This window comes from Pantoea sp. S61 (genome assembly GCF_016625145.1).
GTDB lineage: Bacteria > Pseudomonadota > Gammaproteobacteria > Enterobacterales > Enterobacteriaceae > Pantoea > Pantoea rwandensis_B.
This window is the reverse complement of the sequence record NZ_JACVUO010000002.1, coordinates 476230-496205: the sequence shown is the minus strand read 5'-3', so window position 1 is coordinate 496205 and position 19976 is coordinate 476230. Positions and strand designations below refer to the sequence as shown.

23 protein-coding genes are annotated in these 19976 nt (G+C 53.6%); 20 read left to right on the top strand and 3 right to left on the bottom strand.

The window, feature by feature from the left end:
* Nucleotides 1-35: 35 nt before the first annotated feature.
* The gene (locus tag IAE30_RS07680) at nucleotides 36-284 is read left to right on the top strand and encodes a hypothetical protein (protein WP_200678911.1); all 249 of its coding nucleotides are present in this window, start codon (nucleotides 36-38) and stop codon (nucleotides 282-284) included.
* Here IAE30_RS07680 and IAE30_RS07675 read toward each other — a convergent pair.
* A complete protein-coding gene (locus IAE30_RS07675) occupies nucleotides 274-1185 on the bottom strand; it encodes a hypothetical protein (RefSeq protein WP_200678896.1) in 912 nt (303 codons plus the stop codon). The genes IAE30_RS07680 and IAE30_RS07675 overlap by 11 nt on opposite strands.
* A gap of 186 nt (nucleotides 1186-1371) precedes the next feature.
* Between IAE30_RS07675 and IAE30_RS07670 the strand changes: the two genes are divergently transcribed.
* The 13 genes from IAE30_RS07670 (at nucleotide 1372) to IAE30_RS07610 (ending at nucleotide 10598) form a co-directional block, all read left to right on the top strand.
* Nucleotides 1372-1689, top strand: a complete 318-nt coding sequence (locus IAE30_RS07670; RefSeq protein ID WP_200678894.1) for an RAQPRD family integrative conjugative element protein — start codon at nucleotides 1372-1374, stop codon at nucleotides 1687-1689.
* Nucleotides 1680-1925, top strand: coding sequence for a TIGR03758 family integrating conjugative element protein (locus tag IAE30_RS07665; protein ID WP_034948937.1), 246 nt, complete (start codon nucleotides 1680-1682; stop codon nucleotides 1923-1925). The genes IAE30_RS07670 and IAE30_RS07665 overlap by 10 nt, the downstream gene beginning before the upstream one ends.
* Nucleotides 1926-1937: 12 nt before the next feature.
* Nucleotides 1938-2300 carry a TIGR03745 family integrating conjugative element membrane protein gene (locus IAE30_RS07660; RefSeq protein ID WP_200678892.1) on the top strand — a complete coding sequence of 121 codons (363 nt, stop codon included), beginning with the start codon at nucleotides 1938-1940 and terminating at the stop codon, nucleotides 2298-2300.
* Between the two features lie 9 nt (nucleotides 2301-2309).
* Nucleotides 2310-2684, top strand: a complete 375-nt coding sequence (locus IAE30_RS07655; protein WP_200678890.1) for a TIGR03750 family conjugal transfer protein — start codon at nucleotides 2310-2312, stop codon at nucleotides 2682-2684.
* Nucleotides 2681-3325: a PFL_4703 family integrating conjugative element protein gene (locus tag IAE30_RS07650; RefSeq protein ID WP_200678888.1), complete on the top strand. Its 645-nt coding sequence runs from the start codon at nucleotides 2681-2683 to the stop codon at nucleotides 3323-3325. Before IAE30_RS07655 ends, IAE30_RS07650 begins: the two co-directional genes overlap by 4 nt.
* Entirely contained in the window at nucleotides 3325-4230 is a 906-nt protein-coding gene (locus IAE30_RS07645; protein ID WP_200678886.1) for a TIGR03749 family integrating conjugative element protein, read from the top strand. The genes IAE30_RS07650 and IAE30_RS07645 overlap by 1 nt, the downstream gene beginning before the upstream one ends.
* Complete coding sequence (locus IAE30_RS07640; protein WP_200678884.1) at nucleotides 4230-5750, top strand: TIGR03752 family integrating conjugative element protein; 1521 nt, start codon at nucleotides 4230-4232, stop codon at nucleotides 5748-5750. Before IAE30_RS07645 ends, IAE30_RS07640 begins: the two co-directional genes overlap by 1 nt.
* 11 nt (nucleotides 5751-5761) lie before the next feature.
* Nucleotides 5762-6022, top strand: a complete 261-nt coding sequence (locus tag IAE30_RS07635; protein ID WP_200678882.1) for a hypothetical protein — start codon at nucleotides 5762-5764, stop codon at nucleotides 6020-6022.
* Complete coding sequence (locus tag IAE30_RS07630) at nucleotides 6009-6425, top strand: TIGR03751 family conjugal transfer lipoprotein (RefSeq protein WP_200678880.1); 417 nt, start codon at nucleotides 6009-6011, stop codon at nucleotides 6423-6425. The genes IAE30_RS07635 and IAE30_RS07630 overlap by 14 nt, the downstream gene beginning before the upstream one ends.
* Entirely contained in the window at nucleotides 6425-9220 is a 2796-nt protein-coding gene (locus IAE30_RS07625) for a conjugative transfer ATPase (RefSeq protein ID WP_200678878.1), read from the top strand. The genes IAE30_RS07630 and IAE30_RS07625 overlap by 1 nt, the downstream gene beginning before the upstream one ends.
* 11 nt (nucleotides 9221-9231) lie before the next feature.
* Nucleotides 9232-9636 (top strand): hypothetical protein, encoded by a 405-nt coding sequence (locus IAE30_RS07620; protein ID WP_200678876.1) that lies wholly within the window; start codon nucleotides 9232-9234, stop codon nucleotides 9634-9636.
* Between the two features lie 298 nt (nucleotides 9637-9934).
* A complete protein-coding gene (locus tag IAE30_RS07615) occupies nucleotides 9935-10480 on the top strand; it encodes a hypothetical protein (RefSeq protein ID WP_200678874.1) in 546 nt (181 codons plus the stop codon).
* Nucleotides 10446-10598 (top strand): hypothetical protein, encoded by a 153-nt coding sequence (locus IAE30_RS07610; protein WP_200678872.1) that lies wholly within the window; start codon nucleotides 10446-10448, stop codon nucleotides 10596-10598. Before IAE30_RS07615 ends, IAE30_RS07610 begins: the two co-directional genes overlap by 35 nt.
* Before the next feature lie 91 nt (nucleotides 10599-10689).
* Here IAE30_RS07610 and IAE30_RS07605 read toward each other — a convergent pair whose 3' ends face one another.
* Entirely contained in the window at nucleotides 10690-10923 is a 234-nt protein-coding gene (locus IAE30_RS07605) for a PerC family transcriptional regulator (RefSeq protein ID WP_200678870.1), read from the bottom strand.
* A 129-nt stretch (nucleotides 10924-11052) separates the two neighbouring features.
* Here IAE30_RS07605 and IAE30_RS07600 point away from each other — a divergent pair, with 129 nt between their 5' ends.
* From IAE30_RS07600 to IAE30_RS07575, 6 genes are all read left to right on the top strand, one after another.
* A complete protein-coding gene (locus IAE30_RS07600; protein ID WP_200678868.1) occupies nucleotides 11053-13476 on the top strand; it encodes an ATP-binding protein in 2424 nt (807 codons plus the stop codon).
* Nucleotides 13477-13650: 174 nt separating this feature from the next.
* Nucleotides 13651-14058 (top strand): TIGR03757 family integrating conjugative element protein, encoded by a 408-nt coding sequence (locus tag IAE30_RS07595; protein ID WP_200678866.1) that lies wholly within the window; start codon nucleotides 13651-13653, stop codon nucleotides 14056-14058.
* Nucleotides 14059-14060: 2 nt separating this feature from the next.
* On the top strand, nucleotides 14061-15026 hold the full coding sequence (locus IAE30_RS07590) for a TIGR03756 family integrating conjugative element protein (protein ID WP_234472682.1): 966 nt from the start codon (nucleotides 14061-14063) through the stop codon (nucleotides 15024-15026).
* Between the two features lie 79 nt (nucleotides 15027-15105).
* The gene (locus tag IAE30_RS07585; protein ID WP_200679100.1) at nucleotides 15106-16461 is read left to right on the top strand and encodes an integrating conjugative element protein; all 1356 of its coding nucleotides are present in this window, start codon (nucleotides 15106-15108) and stop codon (nucleotides 16459-16461) included.
* Nucleotide 16462: 1 nt separating this feature from the next.
* Nucleotides 16463-16801, top strand: coding sequence for a hypothetical protein (locus tag IAE30_RS07580; RefSeq protein ID WP_200678863.1), 339 nt, complete (start codon nucleotides 16463-16465; stop codon nucleotides 16799-16801).
* A 10-nt stretch (nucleotides 16802-16811) separates the two neighbouring features.
* Nucleotides 16812-18332 carry a conjugal transfer protein TraG N-terminal domain-containing protein gene (locus IAE30_RS07575; protein ID WP_200678862.1) on the top strand — a complete coding sequence of 507 codons (1521 nt, stop codon included), beginning with the start codon at nucleotides 16812-16814 and terminating at the stop codon, nucleotides 18330-18332.
* 47 nt (nucleotides 18333-18379) lie between these two features.
* Here IAE30_RS07575 and IAE30_RS07570 read toward each other — a convergent pair whose 3' ends face one another.
* Nucleotides 18380-18601, bottom strand: a complete 222-nt coding sequence (locus IAE30_RS07570; RefSeq protein ID WP_200678860.1) for a hypothetical protein — start codon at nucleotides 18599-18601, stop codon at nucleotides 18380-18382.
* Nucleotides 18602-19976 lie beyond the last annotated feature (1375 nt).

The following is a 19976-nucleotide window of genomic DNA, read 5'->3' as shown; positions in this document are numbered from 1 at the left end:
GTGAGGGCTGTATCAGGGAATATCTGTGAGGAAATATGGTGAACAAATATAATTCCGGCAATACGTCTGAACTGAATCAGGCGCTTCCAGTGGCAGCTGTCAGACCATCACCAGAGATGCAGGAGATGAACTTTGTTCTGCAGGATAGGTGCCACACTATGCTTATGCCACTGGAGACGCTCTTGAGATGCCTGCGTGATGCGGAAAAACTGGGTGAGGTGCCTGCCATTCCAGAAATATGGTGGTCCCTGCTGAAACATAAATACCCTGAAATCATTGATTGAGCAGGTGCGGCCCGAGGATTTCAGCCGCATGTTTCAGCAGTCTCTGACCGGCGGCTGAGCTGTTCCACTCAGAAAAATTAACAATATTATTAAAATAATTGAAGTCAAAATCGATTTCACGACGGTAAATCTCACGGGGATTTTCATAACCGCACCTTATCGTGACCACTAAATCCATTGTCTCGCTAAGAATATCATTGGTCACCGAAGCGGTGTGACAGGTGTAATAAGCCCCAACCGTCAGAAACTCAGTGCAGGCGGGGGCTTTTACAAGATAATCATTCTCATTCAAAGACAGCCTTCGCGGCTCAGCATTTATTAGTGCCTGAGCCATTTCCTTGTTTTCCATTTTTTTGTAAAAAATATCCTGCCAGTCTGCCATATACGCAAATATCCATGGAATGTTCATCAACGTCGCCCGGGAATACAGCCACCCTTCCTCACGCGCATATTGTCGAAGCATGGACACTGCCAGCTTTTCATCAATTCTGATGCCGATAGTCTTGCTCAGCAGCCAGATCACCTTATCAAAATGTTCGATAAGCAACTGAAGTATCAGCCGTGAAAGAGCGCCAGGTGATCTTTTACCTTTATCTGAGCCAGAACTTTTCGTTTTGTCCGCGTATGGACAATGTTCATATGCTTCCCTGTCATAGAACCCTACACCAGGCAGCGCGGTATTATAGTGTTTTGCATAGGGAGCGGAGACATTGGCGGGGAGCCTATAGAAGCCTATTATCTGGATGGGATTATTGCAGGCAGGGCAGACGGCAAAATAACGGGGAGAACCTGAATCGCTCACTTTGTACCACGGTGAACGACGGGCAGTGCGTTGTTCGTAATCATCTTTATCGAGCGCCCAGTATCCCTGCTTTTTTACGTCAAGCTTGTAAACATTCACCTTCCAGCGCGTCCTTTCTCAGTCATATTGTTCATTTTTATAACATACCTGCCCCAGAGTCTGAAACACCCGCAGGTAAAGCGACTGCTGTAACAGGTTATTTTCGTGAATGCATAAATAATTTCCTGCTGTAAGACCTGCTCCTTTAAGTCAATCTCCCGACGACCAGTTAACCGGGAGATCCCCATGCGTCACACCAGAAAACTCATTGTCCTGCTGATAGCCACACTTCCCGCTCTGCAGTGCCATGCATCAGAGAAAGACGAGCTGGCGCAGGTTTTACGTCAGTTGGATCAGGTGCAGGCCGGTCTGGACCGGGCGCGTGTTGTGGCCAATCAGACCCAGGATGCTCGCTTTTATTTCGATTACCAGCAGGCGACGCGCGATATCTCCACTATGAAGCAGGGTATATCGACCTATCTTGAACCTTCGCGGGCGCAGCCTGCCTCCCGCCAGTCCTCAGTTACCGGCCAGTATCGTGCTGAGGAACCCGCATGGCGATGAACGGTGCGCAGCTGAACGGCTGGAGCGCGGGGACCGGCAGCAGCCTGACTCCTGGGCAGCTGAATACTCTCATTCTCGGCACGCTTGCGGTCGTAATTCTGCTTTTCTGCGCCTGGGCGCTGGTTCAGGCCTATCGCGGGGTCGTATCAAAATCCGTGACGTTCCGTCAGTTCAATGAGCTCGCCGTCAGGCTGGTCGTGCTTTACCTGTCGATGCTCTTTCTGTTTTTCCACTGAAAGGATAAATCAATGAAATCCAAGTTACTCAGGTTTTACTACTCTGCTTTTGCGCGGGCGGGGCTACTGCTTTCAGGATTAATGTCTGCCGGACAGGCTCTGGCAGACCTTCCCTCTGTTGAGCAGCCCACGACAGGAGGTGGTGGTGGCACCTACAACACCATGATGGGCTACGCCAAGATGGCCGGACTGGCACTGGGCCTGCTTATATGTACAAGCGCTTTTCTGGCCGTTGCGCATGCCATCATCACTTCTTTCCACGACATCCGAAAGGGCAAAGGCTCCTGGACAGAATTCCTGCTTTACGCAGTGGTGGGCATCATGCTCATCCTGGCAGTCATATATCTGGCCACCAAAGCCTCAGACATTCTGTAAGGAGCGTGTATGGCCGTCATCGATTTCCTTCCTGACCGTCTGAATAACCCCCCTGTGGTGTGGAAAGGTTTTACGTCTGGTGAGTTTCTGCTGGCGGCCATTGCTGGTGTCATTGCCGGTGTCCCTCTGGCAGTGCCGCTGGCGGTGGTGCCTTTTATCGGGTGGCTGGCTTTTCCTACCTGCATGCTGCTCATGCCACTCATCGTGGTATTCCTGGGGGGAGGCTGGATTGCTCGCTACAAGCGTGGCAAGCCGGAGAATTACATCTGGCAGCGTCTGGAAGAAATTCGCTGCAGGGCCCGCCTGTCACGCTCGATGGTTCTGGACAGCCGTGCATGGGAGGTAAAACGTACCCGGGCTGTTACGTGCGGGGGGGAGCGATGAGTCGTTTTCGTAATGGCATGACGGCACGCGACAATCACATTATTTCCCTGCGCATCGCCTGTGTGCTGCTGTTTGCCGGTTTGCTGGTCACGGGCGTTGGCTGGATGCGTGCTCCTTCCGAGCTGACCATTCACAATCCGCCGGACCTGCGTTCCGGCAGTACGCGTAAATGGTGGGAGGTACCGCCTTCAACCGTCTACAGCTTTGCCTTTTATATTTTTCAGCAGCTGAATTCCTGGCCAAAAAATGGCGAGGTGGATTATCCGGCCAAAATCGCACAGATGAGCCCGTACCTCACACCATCCTGTCAGGACTTTCTGAACAAAGACGCAGAGATGCGTAAGAACAGTGATGAGCTTCGTGATCGCGTTCGCGTGGTATATGAAATCCCGCGCCGTGGTTACAGCAACCGCAGCGTCACCATTCTCGATCAGGACCACTGGATTGCACAGCTCGACCTGGTGGCAGATGAGTACTACCACACTGAGTCGGTTAAGCGCGCGCTGGTCCGCTACCCCCTGAAAGTGGTGCGCTGGGAAGGCGATCCGGAGCGCAACCCTTTCGGTCTCGCGCTGGACTGTTATGCGGCCACGCCGCAGCGCCTGGAGGCTGTCACCCTGCCTGAGCCGGAGAAAAAGTGATGAGGCATACATTGAAAAAGTACTCTCTTGTTCTTCTCTCTGGCCTGTTTCTCCCTGGTATGGCCAGTGCGGTGGAACTGATGAAGTGGGAGCGTATTCCGCTTCAGGTCCCGCTTACCGTCGGGCAGGAACGCATCGTATTCGTAAATAAAAACGTGCGAGTGGGTTTTCCGCCCACGCTTAACAGCAAACTGCGCATTCAAAGCACGGGTGGTGCGGTGTATCTCGATGCCAGCGAAGCGTTCCCGGTGACGCGACTTGAGCTTCAGGATAAAGAGAACGGGGAACTTATTCTGCTGGACGTGTCTGCAGCGCCGGGTAAAACCACACGTGAGCCAGTGAAAATTGTGTATGACGGTGAGGTGGCCACGGCTACTGCGCGTGACAAGCAGTCCGTCAGCAGTGACGGGGACAGCACCGGTCGTGGCGCTCAGCAAACGGATAATCAGACAGCTAAGGCAGACCGTAAGCCGGCGAAACTTAATGCGCCGCTGCCGGTGATCCTGACCCGCTATGCGGCGCAGAACATGTATGGTCCGCTGCGCACGGTAGAAGCAGTGCCGGGTATCAGTCCGGTATCCCTCAAACTGCCGTCGTCCATTACTACGCTCATGCCCTCTGAGCCCGTTTCCGTCACGCCAATGGCAGCCTGGAGCCTTCAGGGCAGTAGCGTCATTGCCCTGCAGGTGCGTAATCGTTCACCGGGCAAGGTCATCCTCGATCCGCGTGCGCTTGAGGGCCAGTTCATGACGGCGGCCTTCCAGCACCGCTGGCTGGGGCGTGCAGGCACGCCAGAGGATACCACGGTGCTTTATCTGGTAACGTCCGGGCGTCCGGAGGGAGCCTTTATCGCCGAACCGCCGTCACTGCAGCCTGCTGACGGCCGTAAGCGGAGAGAAAAATAATGAAAGCACCTTCCTCTAATCTCATTGTCAGGGTCGCTGTGCCGGTGGTGCTGGCCAGCGCTATTGTCGTCGGCGTGAAATCCTGCTCAGGCGGTGGCCAGCCCTCCACCGGTTCACACGCACCAACGAATGCTGCACTGAAAGACCTGTCACCAGAAGACCTTAAAACGCTCGGTATTGAAGGTGATACGCCGCAGGATACGCTGCGCACGGTGGTGGGCAACTTCCGTAAAGTACAGGATCGCCTGGACACACTTGCTGATGACAATAAAAAACTCAGTGACGAAAACAAGGCGCTCAAAACCACTAACGGCAACGTTGATGCGCAAATTAATCAGGTTGTCAGCAATGTTCGCGCTGAAGAGGCACAGAAGCGCCTTCAGCTCAGCGCGCAGGTTAACGATCTCGGTACGCAGGTTAAGCAGCTCATGGATCAGCTGCAGAACGGTGAGGCCGGTACAAATGCAGGTGCAAAAAGCAGTGGTCCGGGCGGTGACATACCGATAGGGCTGGGTTACGACAATGGACTCAATCCCGGTGCCGCAAGCACCCCTTCTCCAGACGGTTTGCAGTGGGTAGAACCTAAAGACGGTATTGCCGTTGATGCCAGCGGAAAGGCAGTAACTGAAACCAATAAAAATAACGCAACGGGTTTCTCGTTTGCCACATCGTTTGGTGATGTGGGTCAGGCGGGAAAACAGGCTGCCGGCAATATTGCCGCAGCGGTGCAGACTCAACTCACTGATGCACAAAAGGCCACCGATCCAGTTTATACGCTACCGGAGAACTCAACGCTGGTCGGGAGCCGCGCGATGACAGCACTCCTGGGGCGTATTCCGATTGATGGCAAAGTCACGGATCCCTATCCCTTTAAAGTCATGATTGGTAAAGACAACCTGACGGCTAATGGCATCGAACTGCCCGACGTGCAGGGCGCTATTGTATCCGGGACCGCCACCGGTGACTGGACGCTGTCCTGCGTGCGCGGCTCCATTACCAGCATTACGTTTGTCTTTACCGACGGTACCGTCAGAACGCTGCCTTCTCCCGATGGCCAGAACAGTGGCGGCACCCAGAACAATGGTAACGCGAACGGCAATAACAGCAGCATCGGATGGCTTTCAGACGATAACGGCATTCCATGCATCTCCGGTACGCGTAAAAGCAACGCCTCAACCTACCTGCCGACCATCGCAGGGCTTGCCGCCGCGGGAGCTGCGGGTGACGCATTTGCGCAGAACCAGAATACAACCCAGACCAACGCCTACGGTGGCGTGACTTCGTCTCTCACCGGTGATGCCGGTCAGGCCGTGCTGGGCAAAGCGCTCTCAGGCGGTATGAGGGAAACGGTCGACTGGGTTAAAGCCCGCTACGGACAGACCTTCGACGCCATCTATGTCCCACCTGGTCAGAAGGTCGCTTTACATATCACGCGCCAGCTGGCCATCGATTATGAAGAAAAAGGCCGCAAGGTTAAATATGACTTCAGCCTTGCCGGTAATGGCACAGGAATGGACTGACGGGGAATTCAATGCAAAACACCCATTTAGAATACAGGGTGGGGTATACCCCACTCGGTGGAAGACTTTATGCGGGCTTTGTCCGCAAAGACAACGGAAAGTGGGATGGGATTCACCACGATGTGACGGACTGCGCCATTTTCGCGGTAGGTCAGAAACTGGCACGGGAACGCAAAGATATGCGTTATTCCCTTCCGGATGGACGGGTGATGCAGGTGTCTGCCGTGATAACCGGGGCTGAAACAACGGAGGAAGACCATGCAAACCGCTAAATACCACCGTATGTTACCTCTGATATTTTTGCTGCCCTTTTGGCTCGCCGGCTGCAGCACGTCAAAGGATGAGATGCTGCCACCCGGTGACAGCTCTATGCTCGAGCTGTGGAACGATGGCGCCTCCGCCTCCCACGCCACTGGAGAAAGTCGTACCACCCTGCGCCGGCCCGTGACGGACTCTGAGCGGACGATCGCTCAGCAGACTCGTGAAAGTTACAGCCGCACGCAGGAAAACGAAATCCAGCAGACGTTTCCCCGCCTGCCTAATCCCGACATGGTGATGTACGTCTTCCCGCATCTCGCTGAGGGCAATACGCCGGTGCCCGGTTACAGCACCGTCTTTTCTTTTTACAGCCAGGTACAGTACGCGTTGCCCGGCGAGCGCACGGAGGATTTGTAATGGCTTTTTCACTTTTCCGCCGCAGGGCGGAAGCTGAGGCACCGCACCAGTACGGTGACGGCCCGTTTTCTGTTAACGGACATGAGCCGCTGACCCGCGAAGGACGTCTGACCCGCCGTGATGAAGCGACCCTGTACAGTACAGCCCCGTCCATTATCGATCACATCCCATGGGGAGAATATCTCCCGGCGCACGAGTGCATCCTCCTCGATGACGGCGTTTCGGTAGGCGCCGTTTACGAAATCATTCCGGTCGGAACCGAGGGGCGTCCGGATTCGCGACTCGACGAAATTCGTGACGTGGTGGAAAACGCCCTGCAGGACAGTCTCCCGGAGCTGGATGCCCATCAGTGGGTAGTCCAGTTCTATTGCCAGGATGAATCAGATTTGACTGCCTACATGGATAATATACGGGGTTATGTCAAATCTGGTGCGCAGGGAACCGCATTTACGGAAGCCTGGCTCAGCGAGCAGGCCCGCCATCTGCAGAACGTGGCCAGTGAAAAGGGACTCTTCGTAGATGATGCGGTGACCGGTGCGCCCTGGCGCGGTCAGATCAGGCGAACCCGAATGGTGATCTATCGCTGGGTTGAATCTCCATACCGTGACCCGATGGCGCCTGAAGTGCTGCTCAGACAGGTATGCGATCGACTGACTTCCGCACTGAGTGGCGCCGGAATTCGGTGTCAGCGTCAGAATGGAGAGCAGATCCACAGCTGGCTGCTGCGCTGGTTCAATCCGGATCCGAAATGGGTAGACAAGGCCACGCTGTACCGCTGCGCAAAACACACCGACGATGCGCCCGGCGAGCTGCCGTTGCTGAATGATTTCAGTGAAAGCCTGTGGTTTACCCGCCCCCGCAGCGACGGGGAGAAAGGCGTATGGTGGTTCGATGATGTGGCGCACAAGGCCGTCCCCGTCGCCAGACTGCGCAACGCCCCTTCCACCGGACATCTGACCGGAGAGGTAAAACGTGGTGATAATATCAATGCCATCATGGATCTGCTGCCGGAGGGGACGGTGCTGACCCTGACGCTGGTGATCCATCCGCAGGATAAACTGGAGGAGACATTTGCCCGCCTGAGCCGCGATTCAATGGGTGAAAACGTGGATTCCCTTCGCGCGCGTGAAGACGCCGCCACGGCACGTACCTACCTGGGCAATAAACATAAGCTTTATCGCGCCGCCGTTACGCTGCTTATCAAAGCGCGCGATCTGCCTTCACTTGATCGGCGCTATCTCGATCTCAGCAGTAAGCTGCTCAACTGCGGGCTGGAACCGGTAAACCCCGAGCATGATATCGGTCCGTTGAGTACCTATATGCGCGCCTTACCCATGTGCTTCAATCCGGCGCAGGACCGTCACAACTGGTATACCCGGCTGATGTTTGTGCAGCATTTTGCCTGTCTGGTACCGGTGTATGGACGAGATACCGGCACCGGCAACCCCGGCTTTACGTTCTTTAACCGGGGAGGCGGACCGCTTTCGGTCGACCCACTGAACAGGAATGATCGTACGCAGAATGCCCACCTGATGCTGTTCGGGCCCACCGGTGCAGGTAAGTCTGCAACGGCACTTGTTAAGCTTGCGCAGATGATGGCCATTTATCGCCCCCGTATTTTTCTGATTGAAGCGGGCAACAGCTTCGGACTTTTTGGTGATTACTGCGCGTCTCTCGGCCTCAGCGTTCACCGGGTGAGCATCAAGCCCGGAAAAGTCATCTCGCTTGCGCCGTTCGGAGATTCTCATCTGCTGATGCAGGTGAAACCGGACGCGCTCATCATCAGTGAAGACGCGCTTCCTGATATTGATGATGAAGATAAAGATGAAGAGCGGGATGTGCTGGGAGAGATGGAAATTGCCGCCCGGCTGATGATTACCGGTGGAGAAGCTGCTGAAGAATCCAGGTTAACGCGCGCAGACCGCGGCATGATCCGTGAGGCCATCATGATTGCGGCCAGAACCGCGTATGATGAAGACCGGCAGATGCTGCCTGAAGACCTGATGTTTGCACTGCAGAATATTGCCCGGGACATCAGCCACGGTGAAGACGGCCGCGAAAAACGCACCGCTGCACGTCGCTCCCGCGCAGAGGAGATGTCAGAGGCGCTGCGGATGTTCACGGAAGGATTTGAAGGTGAACTCTTCAACCGTCCCGGCACCCCATGGCCAGAGGCGGATGTGACAATCGTTGACCTGGGTACGCTGGCCCGTGAGGGCTATGAAGCACAAATGGCGGTAGCCGTTATTTCCCTGCTGAACACCATCAACAATATCGCCGAGCGCGACCAGTACAGCGACAGGGATATCATTGTACCCATCGATGAGGGACATATTGTGACCACGAACCCGCTGCTGGGTCCCTATGCCACCAAAATTGTCAAAATGTGGCGAAAGCTGGGGACATGGCTCTGGATATTCACTCAGAACCTTGAGGATTTCCCGGACACGGCTAAAAAAATGCTGAACATGGCAGAGTGGTGGATATGTCTGGTAATGCCTCCGCAGGAAGTGGAGCAGATTGCCCGTTTCAAGACGCTGACGGATGAACAGCGTGTCATGCTGCTCTCTGCCACCAAGGTGCCGCGAAAATATACCGAAGGGGTCATTCTTTCAGAAAAAGTCCAGGCCCTGTTCCGTGCAGTTCCGCCCAGTCTGTATCTGGCTTTAGGGATGACTGAAAAACCGGAAAAAGCCGAGAGACGGCAAATAATGAACGAATTAAATTGCAGTGAACTTGAGGCTGCGTTTCATGTTGCGCGCCGACTTGATGAAAATCGCGGACTGAGTATTTGACGGGGGAATTCATGAAAAAACTGACTATGGCACCGCTAATGGTCGTACCGGACAAGGCTCTGATCGCGTCTGTCATTTTTAACGTTCCGCCTCAAGGGATGGCTTCAATCGGGCAGGCTGACAGCGTGTCGCTGGATTTGCTGCAGCGGGAAATCATTAACCGCCTGGACAAACCCGTACTGCTCTCGGTGTATCCCCACCGGGTAGGCCGCCGCAGTTGTGTAGCGGTTCATCTGGCTGATGCTCATGAGAAAACGCTCGATATTCTGATCACCGTCACGGGTAATACATTATGGCCGAATGAGGCGGAGTTCGGGGCCAGCCTGCGCTGGAATATCTGCGTGCCGGATGCCACCGACCTGCTGTGGGTATTGAAGGAGATAGACAGGGTAACAGGCGGAGTAGTATGTAATTAAACTGGCCCTGCCTGACGGCCAGACAGCGACTTTTGGTGTCTGGCCGTCAGGCAGGCTGCGGGGGCGGGCGGCATAGAGCCCGCTTCAGGACGCATTTTACCAATAATAAAAATGTAACTTTTTCTTAAAGTTTTGTAGGATTACGCCGATTTTCCAATTTATGGACCGATTAGCATGGATGTTTCTCAACATGCTCTCAGTCATGACAACGGCGGAGAAAATGTGTATTACTTTTCATCTGGTGTGTGTATTATAGCCACCTTGCTTAAACACAGTCATCCGTTGCAGGTTGTCTACCATGCATGAAGACAATCTGGAAGCATCTAAACATAAGCATTTTTCTGAGGGTTTGGTCATACTTGGTGACCGGTTCGGGGAAGGTGCCTACGTTGATATTGAGTTCATCCTGTCAGGATGCTCAAAGCGGCGGATTGAGATTAGATTACTGTTCATGCCTCCATCAGTTGATCCTGCTGCTGCTGAAACGATGCATCAGATGATTGGAGAGGAGATAGCAAGCCTGTTCTCCATACAGGTCGTGAGTTTTTATGATCGTGCAACTGAAGAGAACCCGTGTGCCGACGGTAACCCTTTCGGGAAACCTGCTGGCGGCTTGGATCTTCACTTACATGAACTAAACTATCTTTATAAAACGATAGTCGAGATGATTTTCCGTGTCGCTGACACTGAAAAGATAGAGCTAATTTTTTTCGGCGCAGACAACGAAAAGTTGCAGCGCGTTTATGACAGGTACATCAAGCGTTATGCCGAAAAAATGGGGTTCTTGTTTACAACTCAAGGAGCATACTATGCAATTAGAACGCAACACTGCCCGGACCAATGAGAAGGGTGGCATTGACTATACCGCTGTACATGCAGGTAAGGTTGAAATGTTAAAGCGTTTTCTGACTGTTAAGACAAAAGCTGAACAGGCAGGCGCTTTTAAAGTAAAACCTCTCTGATCCAGCCATCCTGGTTGTAAAGGCTCCGTATGGAGCCTTTTTTGTTTCTCGATAACGAACGCCTCTGCACTTACAAAAATCCATCAACGACTTAATAACCGTCATTATACCGGCTCTGAATCTTATAAAGTCGCCGTGTTTCGCTTCTCCGACCGTCAGGTGACAGATTGGCGGCGTGACCCAGACAGCGCTCTCTGCGGCGGATGATGGCCTCGCGTGCGGCATCGTCAGTAATATCATCCAGCACGGTCAGCCAGCGATAGGCTGCACGTCGCCATAAGCCCCTGCTTTCCAGCGATTCAGCAATTGTGTCTTTCAGTTCCATTTTTTCCACCGGCATGACTCATGTCTGAACAGTTCCACCTATTCTTTCACAATGGCAATCACAGTTCTTTATTTAACCCTGTGCGCATAACCAGAAAATGGACTTCAGTCCATAAAAAGGAGTCTGTTAATGCGCTATCCCTTTGAACTCGATCCGCAAATTATTCACCACATCATCTACAGTCAGGCCGGTTCGATCGGTAAAGCTGTTATCGAACTGATCATGAACAGCGTCGATGCCGCAGCCGGCGCTGTCACTGTCGATATTTCCCAGGAGGGCTTCTCCTGCCGCGATGACGGTCGGGGATTTACTTCACATGATGGCGTTAAGCGCTACTTTGGCCGTTTTGGCACGCCGCATCAGGAAGGGGATGCGACCTATGGTCGCTTTCGTCTGGGCCGCGGCCAGATTATGGCGCATGCCCGCACAGTCTGGCGATCGCAGCGCTGGCAGATGTCGGTTGATACCCGTGTAATGGGATATCACTACGACCTGGAGGAAATTGCGGAGGCTGAGCCGGGTTGCTGTATCCGCGGGGAATGGTATGAACCGCTGAGCAGCCAGGAGCGTATGTCGTGCATTCAGGAAATACGTGACCTGGTACGCTATACCCCCGTCTCGGTATGCCTCAATGGTACCCTAATTTCACGCCAGCCGGCACGGGAGACATGGGACGCGGAGGACGATGTGGCCTGGTATCGTCTCCGGGAAGACGGCGCCCTGTCGATTTACAATCAGGGTGTTCTGGTGCGTCACGACCCTGGCCATATCTGGGGTATCGGCGGCCTCATCGTCAGCAAAAAGCCTCTTGCGCTGAACGTCTCGCGGACTGAAATCCTCCGCAAGACCTGCCCTGTATGGAAAGTCGTTGCCGCCAGGTTTGGCGAGCTTGCCGCCGATTTCTCAGACAATCAGGGTAAGCACCGTAAAACAGAAGCGCGACGGGAGAAAACGGCGCGCGCGCTGCTCGCAGGAGAGGGGGATCTCCAGAAGCTAATGAACGGTGAGGAGGTCATCACCCTCCTGCCCGGAAAACGCCACGTCACGCTCGAACACTTCATCCGTAAATGCCGCTATTACCCGGCGGCAACGGACAAAAACTGTTTTACCCTCGCACGGTATGCACGCGATGTTCCGCGCGGGGAAATAATTGCCCGGGCCGGTATCGCGCCCGTAGTGCACCCCGTCACTCTCGCCCGCTTCGGCTGCTTTGAACCGGATGAGTTCATGGAGTGCCTGAGCCGCGTACGTGCAAACCTGCTGGCGTTCCGTGAACACTTACCCGGGCAACAGCGATGGGGTGCCGGCTGGCAGACCGACCTGGCGCTGGTTGATTTTGACACCCTCAGCGCCAACTTTATCGATCGCACGCAGATGGTCAGCGAAAAACAGCTTGATAAGGAAACTCGCCGGGCCTGGACAGCACTGCGCTGGTGCCTGGCCCAGTATGCCGCCGTGTGCTCGGGGGGCGAGTCAGGCTATCAGTCACGCTCTTATGGCGGCAAACGTTTTCAGATCCTTCTGGGTGAGTCTACGTCTGCCGATGCGTGGACAGACGGAGATACTTATATTGCCTATAACATCGATATTGTGCGCCGGCTCAAATCCGACGCGCTCCAGACCGCCAGTCTCCTGTTCAGCCTGACGGAGCATGAGGTGGCACACGAAGGTGACAGCATGGATTGTGGTCACGACGAGGCTTTTTATCAGCGCTTTCATGATATCAGCATTCTGTGCGCGCCCGATCGCCAGCGTTACATGCATGTCTGGCTGATGAAATACACCACGAGTCTGGAGGGTGAGGGTAAACGCGCGACCGGGACGGCCTGGCGAGAGCGTTATCTGACAGAGCGGGCCAGCACCGGGAGGGAGAAAAAGGGCCTGCCCGGCGTAATCAGCCGCAAAGGCATTGAAGACGCTGTCAACGCACCGTCAGAGCCGGAAGATACTTCCCGGCTCAGTCTGCTTAATCAGCTGCTGAACGGTTCGGCCCCGGCTGCGCCGGCGGAAACTGACTGGAACAGCGTTGTGGCCGCTGGCATAGAGCAGACCCGGGAAAATCAGGCTCAGCGGTTACGGGAGAAGCAGGCTTTTGAAGAATGGTATGCATCAGATGAGGAAAGTTCAGGATACATGCCGAATGAGCGGCAGGATTCGGCAGAGCAACACTGGCTGGATGCCTTCAAAACGCATTATTTATCACTTTTACCTGAAGTAACGGAGGACATGCTGAGTGACCAGATCGTCAGATTCCTGGCTTATGAGACAGATACTGATGAAGAGATGCTGGCCACCTGGGCCATGCGTGCGTGGGAAAACAGGGCAAAGTGGTTTGCCCGTGATTTTCCGGAAAATTTCGGGGCTGATGGCGAAACGGAAGACTTTTATGAGCAGGACATTGAGCCAGCCCATGAAAGGGCTGTCCCTTCCGACTGGCTTCCTTTCCTTCTGGAGGGCGAAACGCGGTGGAGCATCGAACGTAACGCGGCTGCGGCCGGATTTATGAATGAGATGGACTATCTTGAGTGGCGTGAAACCAGTGGGGGCAACTGAACTGAAACAGTGCATATTCCCCGGTTTGTCACCTGACATATCGGTGCACTTTTCCCGTTCTGTCAACCTGACGTTGGGGCGAAAAAATATCAGTAACGGGCTCAGAGTTAATTACTGACCCGCCCCGATATTGAACGCACCCTGAGCGGGTTATTCACTCAGGGAGTGTTCTCCATGAAATATTCTGTCAGCTGCTTCACAGCGTTATTCCTTTCCGCCGGTGCATGCGCCGGCACCGTTATTTACACCGACAGCGCCCACCCGGTCGCGGGCAATCCCGGGCCAGAGGTCACCGTGATTCTGCTCGATGCGCCCGACAGGCTTCAGGCGCAGATGTTTGGGCCCCTGTCGGCAGATCCGGCGCAGGCTGAGCGACAGGCGCGCGCGATCGTTAACTCACAGGCCTTTCAGCAGCGCCAGCAGGATCTGGCAGGCGCTTATGCCGGCCTCACGCACGCCTGGTCTCTGGGGCTGGAAAAGTACCCTGCCGTGGTGTTTGACGACAGATGGGTCGTGTACGGCACTACCGACGCCGGTGTAGCCATGCAGCAGCTCAATGCCTGGAAGGAGAAAGCACAGTGAAAATGTCCTTCTCCCGCCCACGCCGTCTGGCGCTGGCCACATTGCTGGCCTGTACGGGCACGATTGCCAGCGTCAATACTGCCAGCCTGCTCTCCAGCGCCGCCAGTCAGGACTGCATCAGCTGGCGTATCAGCGGCATCTGCTACTGGTTGTTCTGCACGCCGTTTGGCTGCTCGGTGAAAACATCCGTCAAGGTGACGCATTATATCCCTGAGGCCGTGGTGTCGGCCTATCTGAGCCCCGGCGCCAATCCCTGGACCGAAATGTCTGCCGTCAGCAGCCTGGCCGACGGCGCCGAAAGCGCCCTTCTGGGCGGCGCGGGCGGGGTGCCGACCGGTGGCGGCCGCCAGGAAATGAAGGCGCCCGGCGAGCGCAAGCAGAACCTGCACTTTTACTATGGCGATGCATACGGTCATCCGGCGACAAAACTCATCGGTGGTATGGTGTCGGGCTACTCGTGTGACAGCGCCGCCACACCCTTTATGCCGTATTTTACGAGCGCTCTCGATGCGCTCGCCTGGCGCACCGGCATACCTGAATCCTTCTATCCGGAAGCCCTAATCCGGGGGCAGCGTGAAATTGGCAGTACGACATCCGGGGCGATGTGGGGCAACGTTTATCCACGTGGCGGCTTTGTCACGCAGACCGACAGCTACAAATCCGCGGCAATCGTGGTTCAGCGCGTGGCCGATATCATCACCCGGGAAGGTCAGCTTCACGTCTACAGTCCGCTCACAGGCCAGCGTTCACCAGGCTACTGGCCACCCGATCCGGTACAGGAAAACACGGGAACCAAAAATCACAAGTGGCAGCGACTATCTCCTCAGCTCTCGCAGAGCTGCGCGGTATTTCCGGACACCGATGGCCAGATTGCTGAAGACGGCAACTACGCCTGGGCACTCTGGCAACCTTACAGCTGTTGCAAGCGCCGTGGCCAGACCTTCCTTTACAGCACCGATTTCTCCTGAGGATAAACCTATGAAACAACAGCAGACACGGGTTGTAATCCGCCTGGTGGCGGCGTGCACGCTTTTTTCTCTTATCTCCATGCCGGCGCTGGCCGTTGATACATCGCTGTCATCAGGGGGCGCTTCGGTCAGCGGCGCCATTAATGATGGTTTGTTCTATTCGATCGGGGGCGGATCGGTCATTTCCCCGCCGCCAAGCCGCAGCAACATGTCACGTTTAGGTCTGAACAGCGGCTGGAGCAGCGACCTCATGTGCGGCAACTTTGACCTGAAAACCACCGTGGGCAATCAGCTTAACGGGGTCACAAGTGGTTTTAAGGACCTGATGGGTAACGTTATTCAGGGCGCAACCGGCGCGGTCATGAGCATGCCGGCAATGGCCATCCAGCGGGCGAATCCGGGACTGTATGAAATGCTCACCAACGGCGTTTTGCAGGCGGGACTCAGTTTTGATAAAGCCCAGCTCAACTGCCAGAACATGTCGAAAAAGCTTGCCGATTATACGCTGGGGAGTAAGTGGCAACAGGCCGCCGTCTCCGAAGAGTACAAGGATATTGTCGCCTCCAGCGGCGGTGATGCCGTCTCCAGCGACCAGAAACTGCAGAAAGCAACCGGTGAAGAGGGGGTGACCTGGGTCGGAGGTCAGAAACGCGGCGGAAAAGGCCAGCAGGCCATTCAGCCGACGCGGGACCTCGCGAAGGCAGGATACAACATGATGAACAGCCTGCCGGTCAAAAGTAACAGCAGCGTAAGCACATCGGGCTGCAGTGGCACCGTATGTCAGCGTTGGCCAACGTCCGATGCGGCCGCCGCAGCGGTGGTTAAAGTACTGGGCGACCGTTCCATTCGCACCTGCCGTGAGACCAGCGAGTGCACCAGCGGCGGTTCAGACAATCAGCCTGGTAGCACGCTTGCCGGTACAGGTTTCTCGCCGGTGCTGGAAGATGCCACCAAAGCCAATCTTGAGCAGCTCGGCAAGCTGGTCGGCGGAGAACTGCAGCCAACGGCTGATAACCTCGCAGCCCTTAAAACCGGCAGTCTTGTCGTGACGCGCGGCGTCATCCAGTCGCTGCGCGATGACCCTGACAAGGTCGCGCTGGTTCAGCGACTGGCCGGTGAGCTGGCGATGGCTGACACCGTGGAAACCGCGCTGACCATGCGACGTATGCTGACCACGGGCGAATCTGAGCCCAACGCAGCGGAACAGCCAGAGGCGATTGCCGAAGGTGACCGTCGTATTGATGCGCTCGATCGGGAACTGAATGCCCTGCGTAATGAAATGGAGCTTCGCAAGTCCATCAGCAACAACAGCCTGCTGACCACGCTCGCGCGTCAGGGAACCCGTAACCAGGACAACCAGCTGCAGCAGAAGTCCGGCAACCAGGACCAGGGCTTTGGCCAGATGAACCAGACGCAGTCTTCCGGAGCAAACTGACATGAAACGCACCTGGTTCCGCGGCCGCACAGGCCGTTTCATTATGATGGTATCCGTCCTGGTTCTGATTACTGCAGGTATGTTTGCCCTGGCTTACGTATTTATGGCTTACGACCCGGATGGCCACCTGACCCGTCGCTGGCTGCATAACAGCCGCTGGGCGTTGTTTGCCTGGCGACTGTTGATGTATGCCGGTATCGCAGGAGTCTGGCTCATAAAGGTACGCCCACAACTGCTGAGGCGCTGGCCGGAAGTCCGTGCGCGCCTGCCACGCACCGAGTTGCTCGGCGTATTGTTTATTCTGGCCACAGAGTGCGTGGCCTGGACCGGCACGGCATAAGGAAAAGACCATGACTGCAAACAGTTATCTGGAATACTTTCTGGTCCTCTTTGGTTGGGTGATGAATAACGCCATGTGGGCCATCCTCAGCAGCACGGGGCTGTTTGCCCTGCCGCTGGTGTTTAAAGTGCTTGGCGTCTGGCTTAAGGTGCGTGAGGAAGGTGCGGATGAGGGTAACAAGGGGCTTCTTGCTATGCCGCGCATTGAGCACGCTATTTACGTCTCGTTCGTGGTGATGCTGTTCTGCTGTATTCCACTCCTGCCGGTTGATATCAGCACCATCAAGTTCGACAGTTCGAGAGCAAAGCAGTGTGGCATCAGCGTGCCGACGCCGCAAAACTCCGGTTACAACGGACTTGTTAACGACTTTGACGGACGTACTGCTCAGGTACCCATATGGTGGTATCTGCTGCATATGATGTCTAAGGGGACCACACAGGCGATGATTGCGTCTATCCCCTGCGGCACACAGCTGCGCCAGATGCGCTTTGACGTGCAGAACACCAAACTACGTGACCCTGTATTGCTGCAGGAGGTGCAGGATTTTGCCGACCAGTGCTACTCCCGGGCATATTTCCGCCTCAAAAGCAGCAATACTCAGCTCAGCGATGCGACCATTAACTCCGTAGGCTGGATAGGCAGCGACTACTTCCTGAATACGGCGGGTTACTATGATTACTACACCGCCACCACCCCGAGGAGCCAGTGGCCCTATGACAGCACGCGCGACAGCGGCTATCCGGACACCGGTCAGGGAGGCTATCCCACCTGTAAAACGTGGTGGTCCGGCGGATCATCCGGGCTGCGCACTCGCGTGCTGGCCACTTTAAGTGATTACACGCGTAAAGAAGTGCAGAGGCAGTTTCCAGGTCAACAATGGGAGGAAGTGGTACTTCGATGGATAGTTAGCCCGCGTAATGCCGGACTTTCAGGCGGAGGGGTGACCTATATGGCCGGCGCGGATGATACAGCGTCAGGCATTGGCGGCAATCTCTCACGGCTGGCATCTACTGTAGGTTTAGGCATGAAGCAGGTAGAGGCACTTCCTGGCTTCGATGCGTTGAAACAGGCGCTTCCGATGATACAGGCGCTATTGCAGATGATGATTATTACTGTCATACCTGTGCTGATGATGTTCAGTGCCTATGAGCCCAAAACGGTGGTTACTATATCATTTGCGCTGTTTGCACTGCAGTTCATCACCTTCTGGTGGGAGCTTGCTGGCTGGCTTGATGACAGACTGATAACCATTTTGTACTCAAGCCTTGCTGCTAACGGACTTGCTTCAGGTGAACCTATCGCAGATTTCCTCAGCTCTCCAAGAGATGGATGGATCATGAATTTGGTACTGGGGATGATGTATGTGGTGTTCCCAGCTTTTTGGGTGGGCATGCTGGGCTGGATTGGAGTGAAAATTGGAGGCATTGCTGAGGGGTTCATTAAGGGAGGTGCTCAAGCTCAACAAGCAGGGCAAGAAGGGGGAGCTATGGCCGGTGAGGCTTTTAAAGCTGGGGCTAAGAAACTAATCTAACTATTTCTAACTAAAGATGAGGCTGGAAGATCAATCACTAACAGCCTCTATTCACGATCTATTCTGTAATTGCCTACGTACCAACCATACCCTTCAATACCATCACGAAAGCCATCATTAAGCTTTTTAGCCTTTGAAGTCGAATCAGGAAGTTTTGAGGCAACTATAGAAACAGCTGAGCAAGCCGTCTTGACTGAGTATCTTAAGTCCTCCCCTAAAGTGCGCCCACTCTCGTATTTATCCAACTCTAGATTCCAATCACTTTCCATCACAACTCCCTTATTCTTAACAAGATTATCATTCTAATTTACAATACCAAAAAACATCACCACTGGCAAATTTTTGTACTATACTCAAAGCTCATTTTGTAAGGCATTAAATTATGAAACCTTTTAAGCTGAACAAAGATGTTTTTATTAAAAACAACAACTCAGCATGCTATGTTGCACTAAATTATAAATGATTAATTTTAAAAAATGGAAAATGAATGCCCCTCTCAAAACACACCATTTAAATATAAATAAAATGGTTTCTTCCGTGATATAGAATGTGAGCTTTGAGCTAAATATTATTGGATATAAAATTCATGAGGACAAATGTAAATGCATTACCATGTGGCCATTTTATCGTATAGGAAGCATATCTAAGGTCGTCGCTTACATTACTGAGCCCATTACAAGCGGCTAAAGCAGCCAAAATCATTGCGTTGCCGTGAGGATGAACACCAGACAGGTCTTATTAACCAACTGCGAGTTAAAAGTTGCACTGTTTATGACTTAAATAAAATGTGTTCCGATAAAAAGGATTTGGATGAATGCGCAGGACGTAATAGGGTTGCGTTGTTAATGAGGGTGGCTGAATTAGCATCCAAGACTGGATGCCGAAAAGGACGTTTGAACTGTGGCGTAAAATCGCAACTGGATAGTCCTAAAAATCTTGAGCGAACATTCCTTTTCCGAACAGAATAATAGCATTAGGTAATTGACATGACCTAAATTAGCAGAAATGAAGTCGGGTTATGCCTTGCCAATATTATCGATTTGTTCCGACGAGCATTATATGCTCGTAGTATGGGAGGAAGAATGACTACCGAATTAGTAATGGATGCATTGAAGATGGCTGGCTGGTGACGTAAACCGACGTAAACCACCGGCACAAACGTTGAACGATTATGAATGATGGCTCTCAATATATCAACGATATATGATAATATTTTATGGCATCTAAAATTTGAAAAGCAACATAAATAGCCGTGATAATTGCTATCATAATGCAGCTCCCGGAGTTAATTACAATAACTGAAACGAGAACGGTTTAAGAAGGGAGATTTAAAAAAAAACCAGAAGCGAGGGCGGACATCTTCGATTAAATCGATAGGTTTGATAATGTCAAACACGTCACAGTGCATGTGAAGATCGAGCAGCTGCATAGTATGTAACTACCCGATTCATGAGGCACGTAACCGTCGAGAAAATGCGTGAGTATACATTCCTCTGGAATTATTTTTTTTCATACATCATGTCTTCAGCTTAAGAACATCAAGGGCAACTGAAGAGAATAGAGTTACTTTAACATCTTATTGACCATAAATATTGATTTTTACATTTATCTTTCAAAATTAAAAAGTAAGCTTCCGAAATAAAA

Coding starts and splice junctions, on each gene's coding strand:
- IAE30_RS07680 (WP_200678911.1), top strand. CDS start 36: ATGGTGAACAAATATAATTCCGGCAATACGTCTGAACTGAATCAGGCG.
- IAE30_RS07670 (WP_200678894.1), top strand. CDS start 1,372: ATGCGTCACACCAGAAAACTCATTGTCCTGCTGATAGCCACACTTCCC.
- IAE30_RS07665 (WP_034948937.1), top strand. CDS start 1,680: ATGGCGATGAACGGTGCGCAGCTGAACGGCTGGAGCGCGGGGACCGGC.
- IAE30_RS07660 (WP_200678892.1), top strand. CDS start 1,938: ATGAAATCCAAGTTACTCAGGTTTTACTACTCTGCTTTTGCGCGGGCG.
- IAE30_RS07655 (WP_200678890.1), top strand. CDS start 2,310: ATGGCCGTCATCGATTTCCTTCCTGACCGTCTGAATAACCCCCCTGTG.
- IAE30_RS07650 (WP_200678888.1), top strand. CDS start 2,681: ATGAGTCGTTTTCGTAATGGCATGACGGCACGCGACAATCACATTATT.
- IAE30_RS07645 (WP_200678886.1), top strand. CDS start 3,325: ATGAGGCATACATTGAAAAAGTACTCTCTTGTTCTTCTCTCTGGCCTG.
- IAE30_RS07640 (WP_200678884.1), top strand. CDS start 4,230: ATGAAAGCACCTTCCTCTAATCTCATTGTCAGGGTCGCTGTGCCGGTG.
- IAE30_RS07635 (WP_200678882.1), top strand. CDS start 5,762: ATGCAAAACACCCATTTAGAATACAGGGTGGGGTATACCCCACTCGGT.
- IAE30_RS07630 (WP_200678880.1), top strand. CDS start 6,009: ATGCAAACCGCTAAATACCACCGTATGTTACCTCTGATATTTTTGCTG.
- IAE30_RS07625 (WP_200678878.1), top strand. CDS start 6,425: ATGGCTTTTTCACTTTTCCGCCGCAGGGCGGAAGCTGAGGCACCGCAC.
- IAE30_RS07620 (WP_200678876.1), top strand. CDS start 9,232: ATGAAAAAACTGACTATGGCACCGCTAATGGTCGTACCGGACAAGGCT.
- IAE30_RS07615 (WP_200678874.1), top strand. CDS start 9,935: ATGCATGAAGACAATCTGGAAGCATCTAAACATAAGCATTTTTCTGAG.
- IAE30_RS07610 (WP_200678872.1), top strand. CDS start 10,446: ATGCAATTAGAACGCAACACTGCCCGGACCAATGAGAAGGGTGGCATT.
- IAE30_RS07605 (WP_200678870.1), bottom strand. CDS start 10,923: ATGGAACTGAAAGACACAATTGCTGAATCGCTGGAAAGCAGGGGCTTA.
- IAE30_RS07600 (WP_200678868.1), top strand. CDS start 11,053: ATGCGCTATCCCTTTGAACTCGATCCGCAAATTATTCACCACATCATC.
- IAE30_RS07595 (WP_200678866.1), top strand. CDS start 13,651: ATGAAATATTCTGTCAGCTGCTTCACAGCGTTATTCCTTTCCGCCGGT.
- IAE30_RS07590 (WP_234472682.1), top strand. CDS start 14,061: ATGTCCTTCTCCCGCCCACGCCGTCTGGCGCTGGCCACATTGCTGGCC.
- IAE30_RS07585 (WP_200679100.1), top strand. CDS start 15,106: ATGCCGGCGCTGGCCGTTGATACATCGCTGTCATCAGGGGGCGCTTCG.
- IAE30_RS07580 (WP_200678863.1), top strand. CDS start 16,463: ATGAAACGCACCTGGTTCCGCGGCCGCACAGGCCGTTTCATTATGATG.
- IAE30_RS07575 (WP_200678862.1), top strand. CDS start 16,812: ATGACTGCAAACAGTTATCTGGAATACTTTCTGGTCCTCTTTGGTTGG.
- IAE30_RS07570 (WP_200678860.1), bottom strand. CDS start 18,601: ATGGAAAGTGATTGGAATCTAGAGTTGGATAAATACGAGAGTGGGCGC.